At 66.8% G+C, this 16,727-nt stretch carries 17 protein-coding genes; 7 read left to right on the top strand and 10 right to left on the bottom strand.

Going from position 1 to position 16,727, the window contains the following annotated elements; all coding sequences use genetic code 11:
- Positions 1 to 10 precede the first annotated feature (10 nt).
- The 5 genes from ABZX86_RS18645 to ABZX86_RS18625 all read right to left on the bottom strand — a co-directional run bounded on the left by ABZX86_RS18645 (position 11) and on the right by ABZX86_RS18625 (position 3,257).
- Positions 11 to 247, bottom strand: a complete 237-nt coding sequence (locus ABZX86_RS18645; protein WP_355125002.1) for a helix-turn-helix transcriptional regulator — start codon at positions 245 to 247, stop codon at positions 11 to 13.
- Complete coding sequence (locus ABZX86_RS18640) at positions 237 to 1,088, bottom strand: ABC transporter permease (protein WP_355125000.1); 852 nt, start codon at positions 1,086 to 1,088, stop codon at positions 237 to 239. The genes ABZX86_RS18645 and ABZX86_RS18640 overlap by 11 nt, the downstream gene beginning before the upstream one ends.
- On the bottom strand, positions 1,085 to 2,014 hold the full coding sequence (locus ABZX86_RS18635) for an ABC transporter ATP-binding protein (protein ID WP_355124997.1): 930 nt from the start codon (positions 2,012 to 2,014) through the stop codon (positions 1,085 to 1,087). Before ABZX86_RS18635 ends, ABZX86_RS18640 begins: the two co-directional genes overlap by 4 nt.
- A gap of 139 nt (positions 2,015 to 2,153) precedes the next feature.
- The gene (gene aroQ, locus ABZX86_RS18630) at positions 2,154 to 2,594 is read right to left on the bottom strand and encodes a type II 3-dehydroquinate dehydratase (protein WP_327142767.1); all 441 of its coding nucleotides are present in this window, start codon (positions 2,592 to 2,594) and stop codon (positions 2,154 to 2,156) included.
- A gap of 78 nt (positions 2,595 to 2,672) precedes the next feature.
- On the bottom strand, positions 2,673 to 3,257 hold the full coding sequence (locus ABZX86_RS18625; protein ID WP_355124995.1) for a hypothetical protein: 585 nt from the start codon (positions 3,255 to 3,257) through the stop codon (positions 2,673 to 2,675).
- Between the two features lie 338 nt (positions 3,258 to 3,595).
- Here ABZX86_RS18625 and ABZX86_RS18620 point away from each other — a divergent pair, with 338 nt between their 5' ends.
- Entirely contained in the window at positions 3,596 to 5,272 is a 1,677-nt protein-coding gene (locus tag ABZX86_RS18620) for an NTF2-like N-terminal transpeptidase domain-containing protein (RefSeq protein ID WP_355124993.1), read from the top strand.
- 34 nt (positions 5,273 to 5,306) lie between these two features.
- Here the strand turns inward: ABZX86_RS18620 and ABZX86_RS18615 are convergent, their stop codons facing one another.
- The 3 genes from ABZX86_RS18615 to ABZX86_RS18605 form a co-directional block, all read right to left on the bottom strand.
- Complete coding sequence (locus ABZX86_RS18615; protein WP_355124991.1) at positions 5,307 to 5,690, bottom strand: DUF3054 domain-containing protein; 384 nt, start codon at positions 5,688 to 5,690, stop codon at positions 5,307 to 5,309.
- A gap of 76 nt (positions 5,691 to 5,766) precedes the next feature.
- Positions 5,767 to 6,903 (bottom strand): YbhN family protein, encoded by a 1,137-nt coding sequence (locus ABZX86_RS18610; protein ID WP_355124989.1) that lies wholly within the window; start codon positions 6,901 to 6,903, stop codon positions 5,767 to 5,769.
- A gap of 4 nt (positions 6,904 to 6,907) precedes the next feature.
- A complete protein-coding gene (locus ABZX86_RS18605) occupies positions 6,908 to 8,425 on the bottom strand; it encodes an adenylate/guanylate cyclase domain-containing protein (RefSeq protein WP_355125824.1) in 1,518 nt (505 codons plus the stop codon).
- A 433-nt stretch (positions 8,426 to 8,858) separates the two neighbouring features.
- On the opposite strand from ABZX86_RS18605, the gene ABZX86_RS18600 reads away from it, so the two are divergent.
- The 5 genes from ABZX86_RS18600 to ABZX86_RS18580 all read left to right on the top strand — a co-directional run bounded on the left by ABZX86_RS18600 (position 8,859) and on the right by ABZX86_RS18580 (position 13,689).
- Complete coding sequence (locus ABZX86_RS18600) at positions 8,859 to 10,004, top strand: AI-2E family transporter (RefSeq protein ID WP_355125822.1); 1,146 nt, start codon at positions 8,859 to 8,861, stop codon at positions 10,002 to 10,004.
- Complete coding sequence (locus ABZX86_RS18595) at positions 9,988 to 11,169, top strand: DUF5931 domain-containing protein (protein WP_355124988.1); 1,182 nt, start codon at positions 9,988 to 9,990, stop codon at positions 11,167 to 11,169. The genes ABZX86_RS18600 and ABZX86_RS18595 overlap by 17 nt, the downstream gene beginning before the upstream one ends.
- Before the next feature lie 61 nt (positions 11,170 to 11,230).
- The gene (locus ABZX86_RS18590) at positions 11,231 to 11,902 is read left to right on the top strand and encodes a response regulator transcription factor (RefSeq protein WP_355125820.1); all 672 of its coding nucleotides are present in this window, start codon (positions 11,231 to 11,233) and stop codon (positions 11,900 to 11,902) included.
- A 245-nt stretch (positions 11,903 to 12,147) separates the two neighbouring features.
- Positions 12,148 to 12,810: a DUF1707 domain-containing protein gene (locus ABZX86_RS18585; protein WP_355125818.1), complete on the top strand. Its 663-nt coding sequence runs from the start codon at positions 12,148 to 12,150 to the stop codon at positions 12,808 to 12,810.
- Positions 12,811 to 12,867: 57 nt separating this feature from the next.
- Entirely contained in the window at positions 12,868 to 13,689 is an 822-nt protein-coding gene (locus ABZX86_RS18580) for an alpha/beta fold hydrolase (protein WP_355124986.1), read from the top strand.
- Here the strand turns inward: ABZX86_RS18580 and ABZX86_RS18575 are convergent.
- Both ABZX86_RS18575 and ABZX86_RS18570 read right to left on the bottom strand, forming a co-directional pair.
- Positions 13,677 to 14,096: a PIN domain nuclease gene (locus ABZX86_RS18575; protein ID WP_355124984.1), complete on the bottom strand. Its 420-nt coding sequence runs from the start codon at positions 14,094 to 14,096 to the stop codon at positions 13,677 to 13,679. The two genes, ABZX86_RS18580 and ABZX86_RS18575, sit on opposite strands and share 13 nt — an antisense overlap.
- The gene (locus ABZX86_RS18570) at positions 14,086 to 14,277 is read right to left on the bottom strand and encodes a type II toxin-antitoxin system VapB family antitoxin (RefSeq protein ID WP_355125816.1); all 192 of its coding nucleotides are present in this window, start codon (positions 14,275 to 14,277) and stop codon (positions 14,086 to 14,088) included. Before ABZX86_RS18570 ends, ABZX86_RS18575 begins: the two co-directional genes overlap by 11 nt.
- Before the next feature lie 756 nt (positions 14,278 to 15,033).
- Between ABZX86_RS18570 and ABZX86_RS18565 the strand changes: the two genes are divergently transcribed.
- Positions 15,034 to 16,668 (top strand): DUF2339 domain-containing protein, encoded by a 1,635-nt coding sequence (locus tag ABZX86_RS18565; RefSeq protein WP_355124982.1) that lies wholly within the window; start codon positions 15,034 to 15,036, stop codon positions 16,666 to 16,668.
- The last annotated feature ends 59 nt before the right edge of the window (positions 16,669 to 16,727 follow it).

The following is a 16,727-nucleotide window of genomic DNA, read 5'->3' as shown; positions in this document are numbered from 1 at the left end:
CCACAGCGGACTAGGCCGTTTCGGAGCCGATGCGGGGGAAGGGGTCGGTGGAGAAGACCACCTCGACCGGAACCTCGAAGTACCGCGAAACCCGCAGTGCCAGATGCAGGCTGGGGCTGTATTCACCGCGCTCGAGGTAGCCGATGGTCTGATAGTGCACGCCGAGCGCTTCCGCCAGCTCCCGCCGGGAGATGCCGCGCTCGGCGCGCAGCATCGCGATCCGATTGAAAATGACCTCAGTAGGCACGTGCCATGGCCTTCTCGCGCCGGGCCGCCACGCTCGACCCGGATTCCCGTCGCGCCATGCGGCGCAGCACCACCGGTGCCAGCAGCAGTCCGGCGATCGACCAGACGCCCAGTACCGCAACGGTTTCCAGATGCCGCCAGGAGTGGCCGAGCTCAACGGCCACCGCGCTGTCCGGCAGCAGGGCCGAGCGCATGCCCAGGCCCAGCCAGTAGATCGGGAAGACCTGACCCACGCCCTGCAGCCAGCCGGGCAGGGCTGTCATCGGGTAGAAGATTCCGGAGATCGCCACCAGACCCATGATGGGGAACGAGAGGAAACCGATGGCGCGCGGGCTCTCGAAGATCGATCCCAGGACCGCGCCGATCGGCAGCACGGCCAGCAGGCCCAGCACCAGTACCCAGATCAGGGTGATCCAGGAGCCGGCGGTGTCCAGCCGCACACCGCCGATGATGAACGCGCCCACCGCCAGCACCATGATCAGCTGGGAGAGCACGATTCCGGACACCATGACGATCTTGCCGATCAGATAGCCGACCATGCCGTTCGGAGTCGCCTTGGCGCGCAACAGCGTGCCGTCCTCGCGATCCGTGGTCAGGCCCTGGCAGATGCCGAACATGCCGTTGAAGGCGATCAGCATGCCGAGTACGCCCGGCAGCGCCAGCGCACCCAGCTTCAGCCCGCTGGCCGCGAAGCTGCCATTGCGCATGAGGAACAGCGCGACCAAAGTCATGACGGGCCAGAAGAATTGGATGAACAGGTCCTGGCCGCTGGTGAGCGTCTGGCGCAGCTCGATCCAGCCGCGCCGGAACCCGGCCTTGACCGCGATGCTGATGGGATTCATCGGACTACCTCCTCCAGCGTGTGCACATCGTTGTCCTCCTGGCCGGACTCGAAGCGCTGCACCAGTGTCATATACGTGTCCTCGAGCGAGGCGCGCCGCACCTCCAGCTCCTCGATCTCCGCGCCGTGCTGCTGGAACAGCTCGTAGACGAACTTGGTGGACTCGGTGGTGGTGTGCACGAAGCGCTGACCGTCCCGCGTCCACTTCACCTCGGCCTCACCGGCAATGCGCCGGGAGAGCTGATCGGCGGATCCGTCGGCGATGATCCGCCCGCCCGCCAGCACCAGAATGCGGTCGGCCAGCTTCTCCGCCTCATCCAGATCGTGGGTGGTGAGCAGGATGGTGGTGTGCTCGTTATCGGCGAGCCGGTGCACCAGATCGTGGAATTCGCGCCGAGCCTGCGGATCGAAGCCCGCGGTCGGCTCGTCCAGGAACAGCAGCTCCGGCCGCCCGACAATGCCGATGGCCACATCCAGCCGCCGGCGCTGCCCGCCCGACAGCGTCATGACCTTCGCATCGGCATGTGCGGTGAGACCGACCGCCGCGATGAGTTCATCGGTGTCCCACGGCCGCCGAATGCTGCCGGAGGAGTAGGGCGCATAGAACATGCCCAGGTAGTCGAGTAGTTCGCGGATCCGCCACTTGCCGTGATCGCGCCAGGACTGCAGCACCACCCCGATCCGGGCGCGCCAGGCCTCGTCCCCGTGGGCGGGGTCGGCGCCCAGCACCGATACCCGTCCCGCCGAGCGCATGCGGAAGCCCTCGAGAATTTCGATGGTCGTGGTCTTGCCCGCCCCGTTCGGGCCGAGCAGCACGAGCACCTCGCCCGCGTGTGCCTGAAAGGTGACGTCGTGCAGCACATCTCGCGTGCCATATCGCATTCGCAGCTGTTCGACGTCCAAAACAACATCTTCGCCGACGGTCATACCATCCTCCGTAGTAGAAGCCGGATGATATGTAGCATACCTACTACATCTCGTGGTGCGGAAGCGATATTCGGCTGCCCCGGAAAAGACCGAAAAAGGCCCGGCTCGAGGTGAGCCGGGCCTGATCGGAGAGGTGTTGTCAGCGGGTCGCGAGGAACTCGATCGCCGCCGCGTAGCCCTGGATCCCCATACCGGCGATGACCGCGGTGGCGATGGGGGAGACGAAGGAGTGGTGCCGGAACTCTTCGCGCGCATGCACATTGCTGATGTGCACCTCCACGATCGGCACCTCCGGAATCACCAGCGCATCGCGCAGCGCCACCGAGGTGTGCGTGAAGCCGCCCGGATTGATGACGATCCCGGATTCGACGCCGCGCGCCGCATGGATCCGGTCGATCAGCGCGCCTTCATGATTGGACTGGAACGCCTCGACCTCGCGGCCGAATCGCGCCGCCGTCTTGCGGCACAGCTCGATCACATCGTCGAGGGTGTCGGACCCGTACACCTCGGGCTGTCGGGTGCCGAGCATATTCAGGTTCGGACCGTTGAGCACCAGGATCGGACCGGCGGAAGCAGCCATGCGCTCACTGTATCGGCTGAACCGCCGGCGGCCCGGGTCCAGGCCCCTCGCCGTGGACCCGAGCCGCGGGCGCGGGTTTCAGAGCCCGCGCGGTCCTTCGGAGCGCAGGTCGTCGACCTTGCGCATGGCGCCGCGCAGTTCGTCGAGCCACTCCTCGGCGTGCTTGCCCGCGAGTTTCACGGTCCAGGCGAGCGCATCGGAGCGGGACCGGGCGACACCCGCGTCGATGAGGGTGTCGAGAACCTTGCGTTCGGGCTGGCGGAGCCGGGTCATGACCGGAACTGCCAGGTGGGTGAACAGGATTCGGTCCTCGCCGGCCGATACGCCCCAGGCGACATTGCGGCCGTAGCGGGCCTGGGCCTCCTGGGCGATCTGCATGCGGGCCGCACGGGTGGATTCCCGGAAGCGGGAAACCAGGCCTTCGCGGGTGGCCTGCGGCACTTCGGCCGCATCCTCACCCTCGGCGGATTCGGGAGTGGGCAGGGGAAGTTCGCCGACTACGACGATTTCGTCGCGGTCGATCTCGAGGGTCGGGGGTCCGGTGAACCAGTCGGCTGGCAATCTTCCAGCGAACCAATCGGAAGCGTCTGCGGCGTCGGGCAGGTCGGCTTGCTGCCAGCCTCCGGGGCGTCCGAACTCACGTCCACGATGTCCGTGTCTCATGGCGGTCACTCTCACTTGCTGTGTCGAGTTGTAATTCTGATTACAACGTTACGTTCATTCCGGGCGAATGGATTCCGCTCTCGGAGAACGGGGTTCGGGCGGGTGATCACGACGGTTGCGCAAGCACGCCACGGGGTACGTACTGAGCGGTTGGCGGAGGCGTGAATACGCCAGGTCCGTAACCGACCGGTGATCATGTAACTGGTCCTTGCGGGCCGAAATCGGCACTATGGTGGATCTCGGTACATACACGCCTGGTGGAAAGGTGGCACCGCGAGTGATTTGAACGCGGTACCGTGGTCCTGTTGCTGATGTGGCAAGAGTGAAGAGTGGGCGATATGGATGTGTGGGGATCCCGCCGCTTCCGGATCCGTGGCGCGATCGTGCTCGCGGGGGTGCTCGCCCTCGCGATTGCGATGGGGTCGTGTGCTTTCCGGGAGCGAGCGACCGGTGCGGAGGCTGTTGTCGAGCGATTCTCCAGCTTGCTCGACAAACAGAACTACGAGGACGCAGCTGAGCTGACGTCCTACCCGAATGGTGCGTCCGCAACGTTGAAGCAAGTCTTCAGCGGGCTGAACCCGGGCAAACCCGACTACCAGGTGACCCAGTTCATCGGCCTCGACGGCAATACCGGTCTGTTCAGCATGAGTGCGGCCTGGAACTTCGGGGACAATAGGAACTGGAAGTACGACCTGCAGGGCACCGTGCGCAAACTCAGTGTGGGCTGGCGCATCTCATGGGATCCGGCGCTGATCATCCCGCAGCTGGACAGCAAACGCACCGTGAAGCTGGTCCGCACCTATGCCACGCCGGCGCCGCACGTCAATGACATCGTCGGTGCGCCGCTCATGACCGAGCAGACCATCAATGTGGTCAAACTCGACCCCACCAAAACCGGTGATCCGGTCGCCTCCAGCAATGCGCTGGCCGATGCCATCGCCCCGGTCGCGCCGCTCATCACCGGACCGTCACTGCTGCAACAGCTGTCGGCCTCGCAGGGCAAACCCGTGGTCGCGGTGAACCTGCGCGACGGCGACTTCGCCATCCTGCAACCCAAGATGGCGGCCATCCCCGGCGTGGTCATGGAACAGCAGCCGAGGTTGATCTCCGCCGACCGCCGAGTGTGGTCGCCGATGCTCGACTCGCTGAACAAGGTGTGGCAGAACAATAACGATCAGCGCTCAGGTTGGGGTGTACAGCTCTTCGATCCGGACGGCGCCTTCGTCACCCAGCTCGCCGGCGAACAGGGCCCGCCCGGACCGGATATCCCCGGCACCATGGACCAGCATCTGCAGCGCGCCGCCGAGGACGCGGTGGTGAGCGTCGGCACGCCCGCCTCCATCGTGGCCATCCAGCCCTCCAGTGGCGCGATCGTCGCCGCCGCTCAGAACAGCCAGGCCAGTGAGCACGGTTCGGTGGCTTTCACCGGGCTGTACCCGGTCGGCGGCATGATCGAGCTGTTCAAGAACATGGCGGCCATCACCAAGAAGAAAGCGCCGCAGGACGTCTCGGTCGGCGATGCGGCCGATGCCGCGAGCATGCTCGGCGTCGGCATCGACTTCAAGATCCCCGGCCTGGACGAGACCACCGGCCGCCTGCCCACCGGCAAGAACGCGGCCGAACAGGTCGGCCGCGGTAATGCCGCCGACTCACTGCTGGCCAGCCCCTGGGGTATGGCCATCGCGGCGGCCGCCATCGCCAATGGCCAGGTGCCCAAGCCGATGATCCAGATCGGCGTCCCGGCCACCACCGAAGCTGACCTGCCCGCGCTCCCCGGTGATGTCACCGATCGCCTGCGCGGCATGCTCCGCGACGGCACGGCGGCCCCGGAGTTGGCCAGCCTCAATCGCTATCAGGGCGTGCAGGCGTTCGCCGCTCAGGCGGGCACCAATGGCTGGATCATCGCCACCATGGGTGATCTCGCCTTCGCCATTCACATCGACGATGTGGACAGCGGGGATTCCACCGCTCGGATGGCTGCGCGATTGCTGCAGTCGCTCGCGGTCCCGGACTAGTTCCGACTGCCGGGTCTTCGCTGCGTGCTCCGAACTAGTTCCAGCGCAGCGCTTTCAGGCCGGCCCGCCAGCCGAGCAGGAACAGCGCGAGCGCGGTCGCGGCGACCAGGACGAAGCTGAAGGCGATGCCCTGACCGCTCACCACGCGCAGCAGCATGCCGCCGACGAGCGTGCTCAGCCAGATGACGACACCGGTCGGCCACACCGGCCGGCCGTCGAAACGCTTTGCCGCGCTGGCTCCTTCACCTCCGGCGGCGATCGCGATGGCGATCACCCAGCCCAGTAGCAGGCCGGTGGCGAAAGGCCAGACCGTGCGGGCCATTCCGGCGAGCACCGGCTCATCGTGATTGTGCCGGCCGATTGCGCAGAACACGATCACCAGTACGGCATCTGCGACGAACGGCGCGAGTTTCTTCACGGGCCACAGGTTATCGGGCGTCCTACATCCCGCTGCGAGGGACACTCGTCTCACCGCGGGAGGGAGCTTTCGAAGGTCAGGAATCCTCGCCGGGCGGGGCATTCGGCCGCCGGGGTTCGGCGATCAGGGGAGTGCCGCGCTCCTCGAATTCCTTCTCGTACGCCGCGTCGTCGTCATGCGGTTTGCGGAAGAGGAAGAGGAAGACGATCCAGCCGATGATCGCCACCAGAATGAAGCTGATCAGGCGGTAGAGGAAGGCCGCGGCCACGGCCTGGGCGGCGGGCAGACCGGCGGCCGCCGTGAGCGAGTAGATCAGGGTGGCGTCCACATAGACGATGCCGCCCGGGGCGAAGGGGATGGTGCCCACCGCTTTTCCGGCCGCGAAGGCCAGCATTAGCCCCGCCAGGCGGGGGTCCGCGCCCACCGCATAGCAGGCGAAACCGAGGCAGGCGACGTCGGCGAGCCGGTGCACCAGGGCCCACAGCACCACCCAGGCGCCGTCCTTGCGGCCCAGATCCACCGACTCCAACTGGTTCAGGACCTCGCCGATCTTCTCGGCGCCGGTCTCCGCGGGTCTATGTCGAATTCTGTTGACCAGGCGCAGAATTCGATGCACCACCGCTTCGACGGTGCCCGGGTGCCGGGCCACATAGTTCAGGGCCCACACCAGCAGCGCCACCGCGCCCAGCGAGAAGATCACCTTGGCGGGCCCGACCCGATCCCCGGCCAGCACCGCGCCGAACAGGCCCAGCAGCGTCAGGCCGGCGGCCGCCACCACCCCGGACATGACCAGCTGCCAGGACGCCACGATCGGACTCGCGCCCCAGCGCCGCATCTGCCGATAGGTGAAGGCGGTCGAGAACACCTGCCCGGCGGGCAGTGTCAGCGACATGCCGGTGGAGCCGTACACCACCGATACCGACTTCCGGTGGCTGACCTCCACGCCCCCCGCATGCAGCAGCTGCTTCTGGATGGCGCCGAAGCCACTCATGGAAATCGCCTGCATCACGATGCAGGCGGCGACCCATTCCCAATGGATTTCGGTGAGGTTCTTCCAGGATTCGTGCAGGCGGGGATATAGATAAAAGCCTTCTGAAATCAACAGACTCAGCAGCGCGGCCCCGAGCACCCATTTGGCCCACCAGAACCTGCCGCGGCGCGAGTTCTCCGCGGGCGGCGCAGGTTCGCCGGCCAGCTCACCATGGGCCGTCACATGCTCACCCTAACGAACTGGCTACCGCCTCGTCTGCATCCGTCGGGTCGGTACTTTCTTTGGGCCAGGCCAACCGGGTTTTCCGCCGGCGGCCGCGCAGTTGGACCTCTTCGCCCGTTTCCCAATGCCGCTGTTCGTTCTCATCGGCGAAATACAGCGCACTCGACGAGGTCAGGACGCGGCCCGGGCGATCCTTCGCGAGTTCGGTGAGACGGGAGGCCTCGTTGACCGGATCACCGATCACGGTGTACTCGAATCGATTTGCGCCACCGATATTTCCGGCCACCGCCAAGCCCGCCGAAACGCCCATGCCGATATCCAATCCGGGCACCTCACGCAGGGCTTCGCGCAGTTCGCGGGCGGCGGCGAGGGCGGCGGTCGGGGCATCCGGGCGATCCAGGGGCGCACCGAAAATGGCCAGCGCGGCATCACCCATGAATTTATTGATCAGGCCGTGATGGCGGTCGATCACATCGACCACGATGCGGAAGAACTCGTTGAGCAGACTGACCACTTCGGTCGGCGGACGTTCCGCCGCGGTGGCGGTGGAGCCGACCATATCGACGAACAGCACCGCCACGAATCGGGTTTCACCACCGAGTTCGGTGCCGTACTCCAGCGCCCGCCGCGCCACCTCCTCGCCGACATGCTGACCGAACAATTCCTGCAGTTCTCGACGTTTTGCGGCCTCACCCATCATTCGGTTGAAGCCAACCTGCAGCAGCCCGATTTCGGAACCGTCGAACACTTCCACCTGCACATCCCGCGCGCCTTCCTGCACGCGATCGATGGCCTGGCTGAGCTGCCGAATCGGATCGGAAATACTGGCCGCGGTGAGCATGGAAAGGGCCAGCGCCTGCATGATCACCACACCGCACAGCAGCAGAATCGATACCGCCAGCGACTGCGCGGAGAACTGCACGCGCGAGGAGATCTGGGTGACGCACAGCAGCACAATGGCGATCACCGGGGCGAAGGTCCCCATGCCCCACGTCATGGCCATGCGGGTGCCGACACCGGCGGTCAGGGTGTGATCGAACGCGCCGACGGTCAGCGCCTCGGCCGCGACCGGTCGCAGAATCCGCTCGCCCAGCATGTAGGTGAAGCCGAAAACGATGGTGGCGGCCATACATTCGGTGACGATCACCGCGGCCGCCAGCTCCGGGGCCCGCACAATGATCAGCGATGCCAGCACCGCGCCGCCCACCAGCCACAGCACCAGGTGCACGATGGACTGCCGCAGCGGTGCGTGCAGCGCGGCCATCTGCTCCTGGCGGCTCGGCGGCCCGCCGCGCACCTGCCAGCGCATCACCGGCCGCAACATGAGCGCCGAAGCGGTCAGGCTCAGCAGCCCGCCGATGAGAAACACGAGCGCGGGCAGCAGGAACCCGGTCTGCCGGGTCGCATTGGACCCCCGCTCCGGCACGGGCAGTCCGTACTGGATGAACGCCCACACCAGGACAGCACCGAACGCATTGGCCGCGAGCATCGATGCGAGGTACAGCGGCCAGCGTGTTCTCATGGTCTGTTTGACCGCTTCCAAGGGCGCTGACACAGACACCAATCTAGCGGCTCGTCACTCCTGGAGTCTGCGCACACCAGCGCGGTGGCGGTGGTCGGGCGCGAGGGCCGGCGATTGGAATGGGTTCCTTTTCACGGTTCCCGAAATGGGCCGCCCCTACATTGCTGGTACTCGTCCCCTCAACCTCGCATAGCAGGTCAGCCGTGTGCTGAGTTTCCGGGGAGGCGGGGCGGAGGGCAGCGGAGGCAATTTGTGGGTCTCACAGGTTAGGCTCGAGATCGTGAGCGAGGCGGAGGCAGAGCCCGGTAGATCGCAGGCAGCGCCCAATAAGGCCGGGAAGAGTGGTACCGGGAAGGGCGGTTCGGCGCGCCGGCGGGACGCTGCGGATGCGGTGCACCCGCTGGTGCGGGAGACCGCCGAGTGGTGCTGGCGGATGCTCATCATCTTCGCGGCGGTGCTGGCGCTGGCCTATCTCGCACACCGGCTGGCGACCGTCATGATTCCGCTGTCCATCGCACTGCTCGGGGCGGCACTGCTGTCGCCGCTGGTGGATTGGATGCAGCGGCTCGGGGTTCCGCGATCGCTCGGAGTGTTCGTGGCGCTGGCCGGATGTCTCGGACTGCTGGCCGGGATCATGACCTTTGTCGTGGAACAGTTCGTCACCGGTGTGCCGCAGCTGTCCGACCAGTTCAAGACCAGCGTGCACGATATTCAGGACTGGCTCATCAACGGTCCGCTGCATATGAGCAATGAGCAGATTCGCAATGCGGGCGACACCATCGTCAAGACCGTCGAATCGAATCAGAACGCGCTCACCAGCGGTGCGCTGACCACCGCCACCGTGATCGGCGAATTCTTCACCGGCGCGTTCCTGACGCTGTTCATCCTCATCTTCTTCGTCTACGGCGGCGACCAGATCTGGCAGTTCATCACCAAGGTCATCCCGGCACGGAACCGGGAGCGGGTGCGCACGGCGGGGCGGCTCGGGTTCGGCAGCCTCACCGGATTCGTGCGCGCCACCGTCATGGTCGCGGGTGTCGACGCGCTCGGCATCGGGTCCGGTCTGGCGATTTTGAATGTCCCGCTGGCGCTTCCGCTGGCATCGCTGGTGTTCATCGGCGCGTTCATTCCGATCATCGGCTCGTTCCTGGCCGGTTCGGTCGCGGTGTTCATCGCGCTCATGACCAAGGGTTTTGTCACCGCGCTCATCGTTCTCGGCATCACCATCGCGGTCATGCAGCTGGAAGGGCATGTGCTGCAGCCCTTGCTGATGGGCCGCGCGGTGCGCATTCATCCGCTCGCGGTGGTGCTGGCGATCGCCGTCGGCATCGTGCTCGCCGGGATTGCCGGCGGTCTGCTCGCGGTGCCGTTCGTGGCGGTGCTCAATACCGCCATCCGATCGCTGCTGGCCGATTCGCCGGATGAGCTGTATCAGGAACTGCACCCGCACGATCCACATAAATCCATGTACAGCGCCGATCCGGATGCCCCCGATCCGGACCGGTGGGATCTGCCGGAACCAGCGAGCTCCTCCGATGGATCGAAGCCCGCCGCGAGCTCCGGTGATACCGCGGACTGAACCCGATCCCCGCGACGCCGCCACCGGCCCACTGTGGCGGGCGGCGCAGGCATTCCGGCTGGTTACCCTGCTGTACGCGGCGGGGCAGCAGATCGCGTCCGCACCGCACTACACGAATCAGCGGCTCAGCTGGGTGCTGATCGCGGTGATGGCCGTGTGGTCGGGGGTCTCGGCGGTGCTGTTGTCGCAGTGGCGTGTTCACAATGTGCGGCGGGTGCGGATCGCGGTCGTGGTGGGCGATCACCTGATCGTCATCGCGCTGATCTTCGCGACCCGGCTGGTCGCGAATTACGACTGGTATCACAACCATCAGGCGCTGCCGACCACGCTGTGGGCCGCCAATGCCGTGATGTCCGCGGCCATTCTGTGGGGTCCGCTCGGCGGTATCGCCTCCGGACTGCTCATCGCGGCGGTCATGGTCACCGCCCGCGCGCAGTGGGATCTGGACCTGTGGCGCGATGCCACCACGCCGGTGCTGGTGTCGGTGGGCCTGGCAATCGGGCTGGCCGCCAACACCGCTCGCCGCGCGCAGGAGCAATTGCAACGCGCCGTACGGCTGACCGCGGCGGCGCAGGAGCGCGAGCGGCTGGCGCGGGAAGTCCACGACGGCGTGCTGCAGGTACTCAGCTATATCAAACGCCGGGGCGGCGAAATCGGCGGTCCCACTGCCGAATTAGCGCAGCGCGCCGGTGAGCAGGAGGTCGCGCTGCGGGTCCTCATCTCCGAGCAGGGGGTCGGCGCGGACATCGGGGGTGTCGAACAGGATCTGCGTCCGCTGCTGACCGCCCAGTCCACCCCGTCGGTGCTCATCTCGACACCCGGTGAGCCCGTGCCCATCGGCCGGTTCGAAGCCCGGGAGATCTCCGCGGCCGTCGCGGCCGCGCTGGCCAATGTGGCTCAGCATGCCGGACCGGGCGCGAAAGCGTATGTGCTGCTGGAGGATACCGGCGACGAGGTCATTGTCAGCGTGCGCGATGACGGTCCCGGTATTCCGTCCGGACGTCTCGCCGAGGCGGAAGAGCAAGGGCGCATGGGAGTTTCACGATCCATAATCGGCCGTATCGCGGCCCTCGACGGTACCGCGCATCTACTCTTCGAAGCCGTGGGCGACGACGGCTCCGGGGCCGAGTGGGAATTCCGGGTGCCGCGGCGGCCCCGGCGATGACGCTTTTCTCTCGTCATCCCGGCATGCCTGTGGCCGGGATCCACCAGAATCGGAGGCGATGATGTCCGAAGGTGATGCGGGAAACCCGGTTTCGGTCATGGTGGTCGACGACCACCCCATCTGGCGTGAGGGTGTGGCCCGCGATCTGGCCGAGGCCGGATTCGATGTGGTGGCCACCGCAGACGGCGTCGGCACCGCCGCGCGCCGGGCCGCCGCCGTACAACCGGCGGTCGTGCTGATGGATATGCAGCTCCCCGACGGCAACGGCGCCGACGCCACCGCCGAGGTGCTGCGCGTTTCCCCGCACACCCGGGTCCTGGTGCTGTCGGCCTCCGCCGAACGCGATGACGTGCTGGACGCCATCAAGGCCGGCGCCATCGGCTACCTGGTGAAGAGCGCCTCCGCCACCGAACTCGTCGATGCCGTCCGGGCAACCGCCGCCGGCCAGGCCGTATTCACGCCGGGCCTGGCGGGTCTGGTGCTCGGCGAATACCGGCGCATCGCCAACACCCCGCCCGATCGTGACGAACCCCACCGCCCCGCCCTCAGCGACCGCGAAACCGAGGTCCTGCGCATGGTCGCGAAGGGCCTGTCCGCCAAGCAGATCGCCACCCGCCTCAACCTCAGCCACCGCACCGTGGAAAACCACGTGCAATCCACGCTCCGCAAACTGCAACTCGGCAACCGCGTGGAGCTCACCCGCTACGCCATAGAACAGGGGCTGGACGAGTAGTGCATCGTCCCAACGCAACAACTGATTTCGCAAGGTCGGGGTAACTCCCCGGGTACCCCCAAAATCGGGTCGGCTCCCAACCGCGCCACGCGTCCCCAACCGTCAACGGCTCCCAGGCCGTGCGCCAAAGTTCCGGGGAGGCGGGACAGCAGATCAGGGATTGCCCTGATGTGCGGAGCGCTCTCGGCTCGTAATCTCGAATTATGGGAGGTCCTGAATCGATTTCCAGCGTTGAGGCCGCCGTTATCGGCGACCGTGACCTGCGGGTATCGGATATCGAACGCGAACACGTCGGACGGCTGCTGCAGCGCGCGGTCGGTCTCGGCATGCTGTCACTGGGGGAATTCACCGAGCGTATGGACACCGCGCTCGCGGCCAAGACCCGTGGTGAACTGAATACGGTGCTGGTCGACCTGCCGGGTATCCGGCTCGCCGGGCAGCCCGCGCCCAAAGCGCCGCAATTCGTCTACACGCCCCGCCCGCAGTACGGGTTCGCCCGGCCGCAGTACGGGGCCCGGCTCGCGCATCCGGTCGGCGCCGGGAATGTGATTCGCTCGCGGATGTCGGGTGTCAAACGCACCGGCAATTGGCAGGTCCCGGGCACGCTGCTGGTCAACAGCTTCATGTCCGGTGTCAGCCTGGACTTCACCCAGGCGGCGATGGCGACGCAGGTGGTGGAGATCCGGGTCGACGACTTCTTCAGTTCGCTCGAACTGATCGTGCCGTCCGAGGCCACCGTCGATATGAACGGTCTCGACCTGGTCGGATCCAGTGCCAACAATAAGGTGCGCACCGGACCGCCGATGGGACCGCTGCACATCGTCGTGCACGGCAGCATCCGTTTCGGGTCGGTCACCGCCAAGCACCCCTTCGGCACACACTGGAAGCGTTTCCTCAACGGAGCCTGAGCCACGGCGGCGAATCCGCCGCCGGGGCAAGTGGTTCCGGCAGGTATCGTCACGCCCATGGCGGAAGGCGGTACAGCAGACTCGGTTCCGGACCCACTACTACGGACCGGCCGCGGTGCGCCCCTGCTGCTCCTGCACGGCGTGCTGCTCACCTGGCAGTCCTGGTTACCCGTTATCGACGATCTGCGCGCCGACCACGACATTCTGGCGCCCACCCTGCCCGGTCACTGGGGTGGCCCGCAGGCGCAGCGCCCCGCCACCGTCGCCTCCCTCGCCGATTGGGCGGAAGCCCTGCTGGACGAAAATGGTTGGCGCACAGCGCATATCGCAGGCAACTCACTCGGCGGCTGGATCGCCCTGGAACTGGCGGCCCGCGGCCGCGCCCGCAGTGTCACCGCCATCTCCCCGGCCGGCCTGTGGCGCGATTCCGCCGCCTCCAACACCCTGGTCCGCAAATTCCGCGGTATGAGCCCGCTCATCGGCTTCGGCGCAGGCTCCCCGCCCGCCATGCCGAACATGATCCGCAGCCTCCTGCTACCCCTGCTGGCACATCGCCCCGAAACCGTCCCCGCCCACCTCGCCCGAGCCATGGCCGCCGCCCCCACCCACTGCGCCATTCTCGACGACCTGGCCGAAGACCCCGCCCTCCCAACAGGTTTCACCACCCTCTCGACCCTCCCCGTCCCCACCTCGATCCTCCTCCCCGAATTCGACCGAGTCCTCCCACCCCACCTCTACCCACCCCTGACCCCCACCCCCGCCCTGGAAATCCACCCCCTCCCCGGCGTAGGCCACGTCCCCATGCTCGAGGCCCCCACCCGCATCACCACCGAAATCCGCGCCACCATCACCCGCGCCGAAAAAGCTCAATCCGCCTGACCGGCGGGAACTACCCATCGAACAGGTTGTCCGGTGATCTTCGCGATCATGTCGAAGTCCCCGTCGTAGTGCAGCACGGCGCGCCGATGCCTCTCGGCTACTGCGGCCACGATCAGATCCGGCAATGATATGGCGCGGTGATTCCCTGCATGGATCAGCTGAACCTGTACCTCGCTGACCCGATCCCACACCTCATCGGGCATGGGCAGCCAGTCGAAACCACGCAGCAGCTGCCGAATACTCTCGAGCTCCGAGGCGCGTCGCACGCTGAAGAGCACCTCGTACTCGACTGCTCCGCAGATCGATAACAGACCCCGTGCCGAGAGATCGTCGAGGATCGGTGCGACAGTCGGCTTTCCCCACCGTGCCAACGCGGACTTGTCGATCAGATATGAATCAGCGCTCATCAGGCGCGGTGTCGTCCGCGAGCCCGCCAGCCTTCACCCACTCGGCGAATTCTTCACGCTGCCGTCGCCGTACAACATCAGCCAGCGCCGCATTGACGGTGGCGACCTTCTTCGAGGTGCCTAGGATCTTTGCTGCCTGAGCCAGCAGATCATCATCGACATCGAGAACAGTCCGCGACATGGTCACCTCCAAACGATATCTTTTTCGAGGTTATCAGATATCAAAACGAACGACCGTCCTGAGAACAGGTAGGAACCAGACCCGAACCGGGTGTTTCTACTCATCCTGACGAAGCTGCCGGTCGCAAGCATTGCTGACATGAATACCGCCATCGATCCGCGATTGATCGCACGGTTGTCGACTGAGTTCACCTCGCTCAGCGAGCATATGGGCACCCTCGGCCGCGACCTCGAGGCCCTGCGCTGCCAGCTCGTCGCCAACCCCGGCGCCCCACGCGCTTCTCACCTATCCACCCCGCCCGCCCCGGAGACACCGGTGGCGGGCGGTGTCATGCCCGACTCACGCACCACGGGGCTGCCGTCATCCCGTCCTAGTGCGGAGGTCCCGGGCCCGCCGGTGCGAGCTGCGGATCTCTTCGCGACGCGGGGAGGTTCGAGTCCGATGCCGAGCGGGAGCGTGCCGACCGGCGCAGTTCCGCCACCGGGTGCGGGTTCGGCGGCGCAGACTGCGGCGTTCGCCCAGGCTGCGCAGACCTCGGTGCCGCCGATGTCGCAGGCCAGAGCTGGAGTGCCGGTTCCGCCGGCTGCCGGTGGTGTGTGGGGTCCTCCGGCTGTCGGGATGCAGGCTCCGCCGCCTGCGGGGGCGATGCCTGGGTATATGCCTTCGATGCCGGGAGCGCCATTGGGGGCGCACGGGTTTGGGGCTGCGGGGGCCGGGTGGATGGGTGGGCGGCCTGTTTATTCGCCTATGCCGCCTATGGCGCAGCAGCGGCGGCGGGTGGAGGCGGTGCGGGGACCGAAGGTGCCGTGGTGGCAGCGGGAAGGGGTGATCAGTCGGGTGTTGGCGGTGGCGGGGGTGGGGGTCACGCTGATCGGGGTGGTGATGTTGCTGGTGTTGGCGGCGCAGGCGGGGTTTTTCGGGCCGGTGCCGAGAGTTGCTGCGGGGGCGGTGTTCTCGGGGGTGCTGGTGGGGTTGGGGATGCGGGTGCACGGGCGGGCCGGGGGACACGTGGGGGCTATTGCGTTGGCGGCCACGGGTATTGCCGGGGGATATCTGGATATTGTCGCCATGACGACCATGTACGGGTGGTTGCCGCCGGTGGTGGGTTATGTGGTTGCGCTGGGGATTGCGGCGGGTGGGGTGGGGCTCGCCATGCGGTGGCGGTCGCAGGCGCTGGCGGTGCTGGTGGTGCTGGGGGCGGCGCTGCTTTCGCCGGTGGTGACCACCGAGTTGGCGTTGCTCGCCTTCCTGATCGTGTTGCAGATTGCCGCTCTACCAGTGCAATTGGTGCGTGACTGGCCTTATCTGCATGTGGTGCGGACACTTCCGGCGGTGCTGGCCACCTTGATCGCGGTGGCCGCGGCCGAGCTGGGGGATGCCACGCGCGGGCATCGCTACGAGGTGCTCGCCGCTGCGATCGCGGTGGCGGCGGTGGGTCTGGTGGGTTCGGTGCTCGCGGTACGCCGCCGGGCCGGAGATATCACCGCGAGCCTGACATTCGCGGTGGCCACGGTGCCGCTGCTCGCGACGCCGACCATGTTCGAGCGCCGTACCGGGGTGCTGGTGTCCGCTGTTTTCGCGGCGGTATTGCTGACGGTCGCCGCGCTGCCGTGGATGTCGAAACTGGCTGGGCGGGTGCGCATTCCGGGACATCTGGCGGCGGTTTCCGCGGTGTCGGGCGCGTTCGCGCTGCTCGAGGTGTGCTTCGGCGCGACCCGGGTGCAGACCGTACCGGTGGCGCTCTACCTCGTCGCGCTCGGATTCCTGGCGGTGGCCGGGCAGCAGCGCTCGCGAATGGCCGCGGGTATCGCCGGCGTCTTCGGGCTGATCGGCACCCTGGGCTTCCTGGCCGATGCGGGCCCGTCCACTCTGGCGCACCAGTCGTATGCCGAAGCGCACCTGGGGATTTCGACCGCACTGGGCGCCGTGTCGGCGCTGGCTGTGCTCGCGGTCGGGTTCTGGTGCGCACGCCGGCTGGGATTCGTGGACCGGGAAAGCGATGCGACAGCGGTCATGGTGGTCGGCGGTTTGGCCGGCCTGTACATGGTCACCGCGCTGTCGGTATCGCTCGGCATCATCACCGGCGGTGCCGATGGTTTCCTCGCGGGCCACGGCATTGCCACCATGGTGTGGATGGCCGCCGCCACGGCGGCCCTGCTCTTCGGCCTGCGCCGCCTGTCCCGGACGCCGCAGCAGGCGAAGGTCGCCCTGGCCGCCGGTCTGCTGGTCACCGCCGCCGCCCTGGCCAAACTGTTCCTCTTCGACCTGGCGACACTCGACGGTCTGCTGCGCGCGGCGGCCTTCCTGGTGGTCGGCGTGCTGTTGCTGCTGGTGGGCACCCGCTACGCCCGTGCCTTCGCGGACGCGGGCGGCCGAGCACAACCCAACTAGCCCGAGGGGTCATCCCGCACAAACGAAACCGCCCGGTCGAGTGGATAACTCGGCCGGGC

The organism is Nocardia sp. NPDC006630, assembly GCF_040611495.1.
Taxonomy (GTDB): Bacteria; Actinomycetota; Actinomycetes; order Mycobacteriales; family Mycobacteriaceae; genus Nocardia.
The sequence above is the reverse complement of the archived record's forward strand: the minus strand, read 5'-3'. Positions and strand labels throughout refer to the sequence as shown.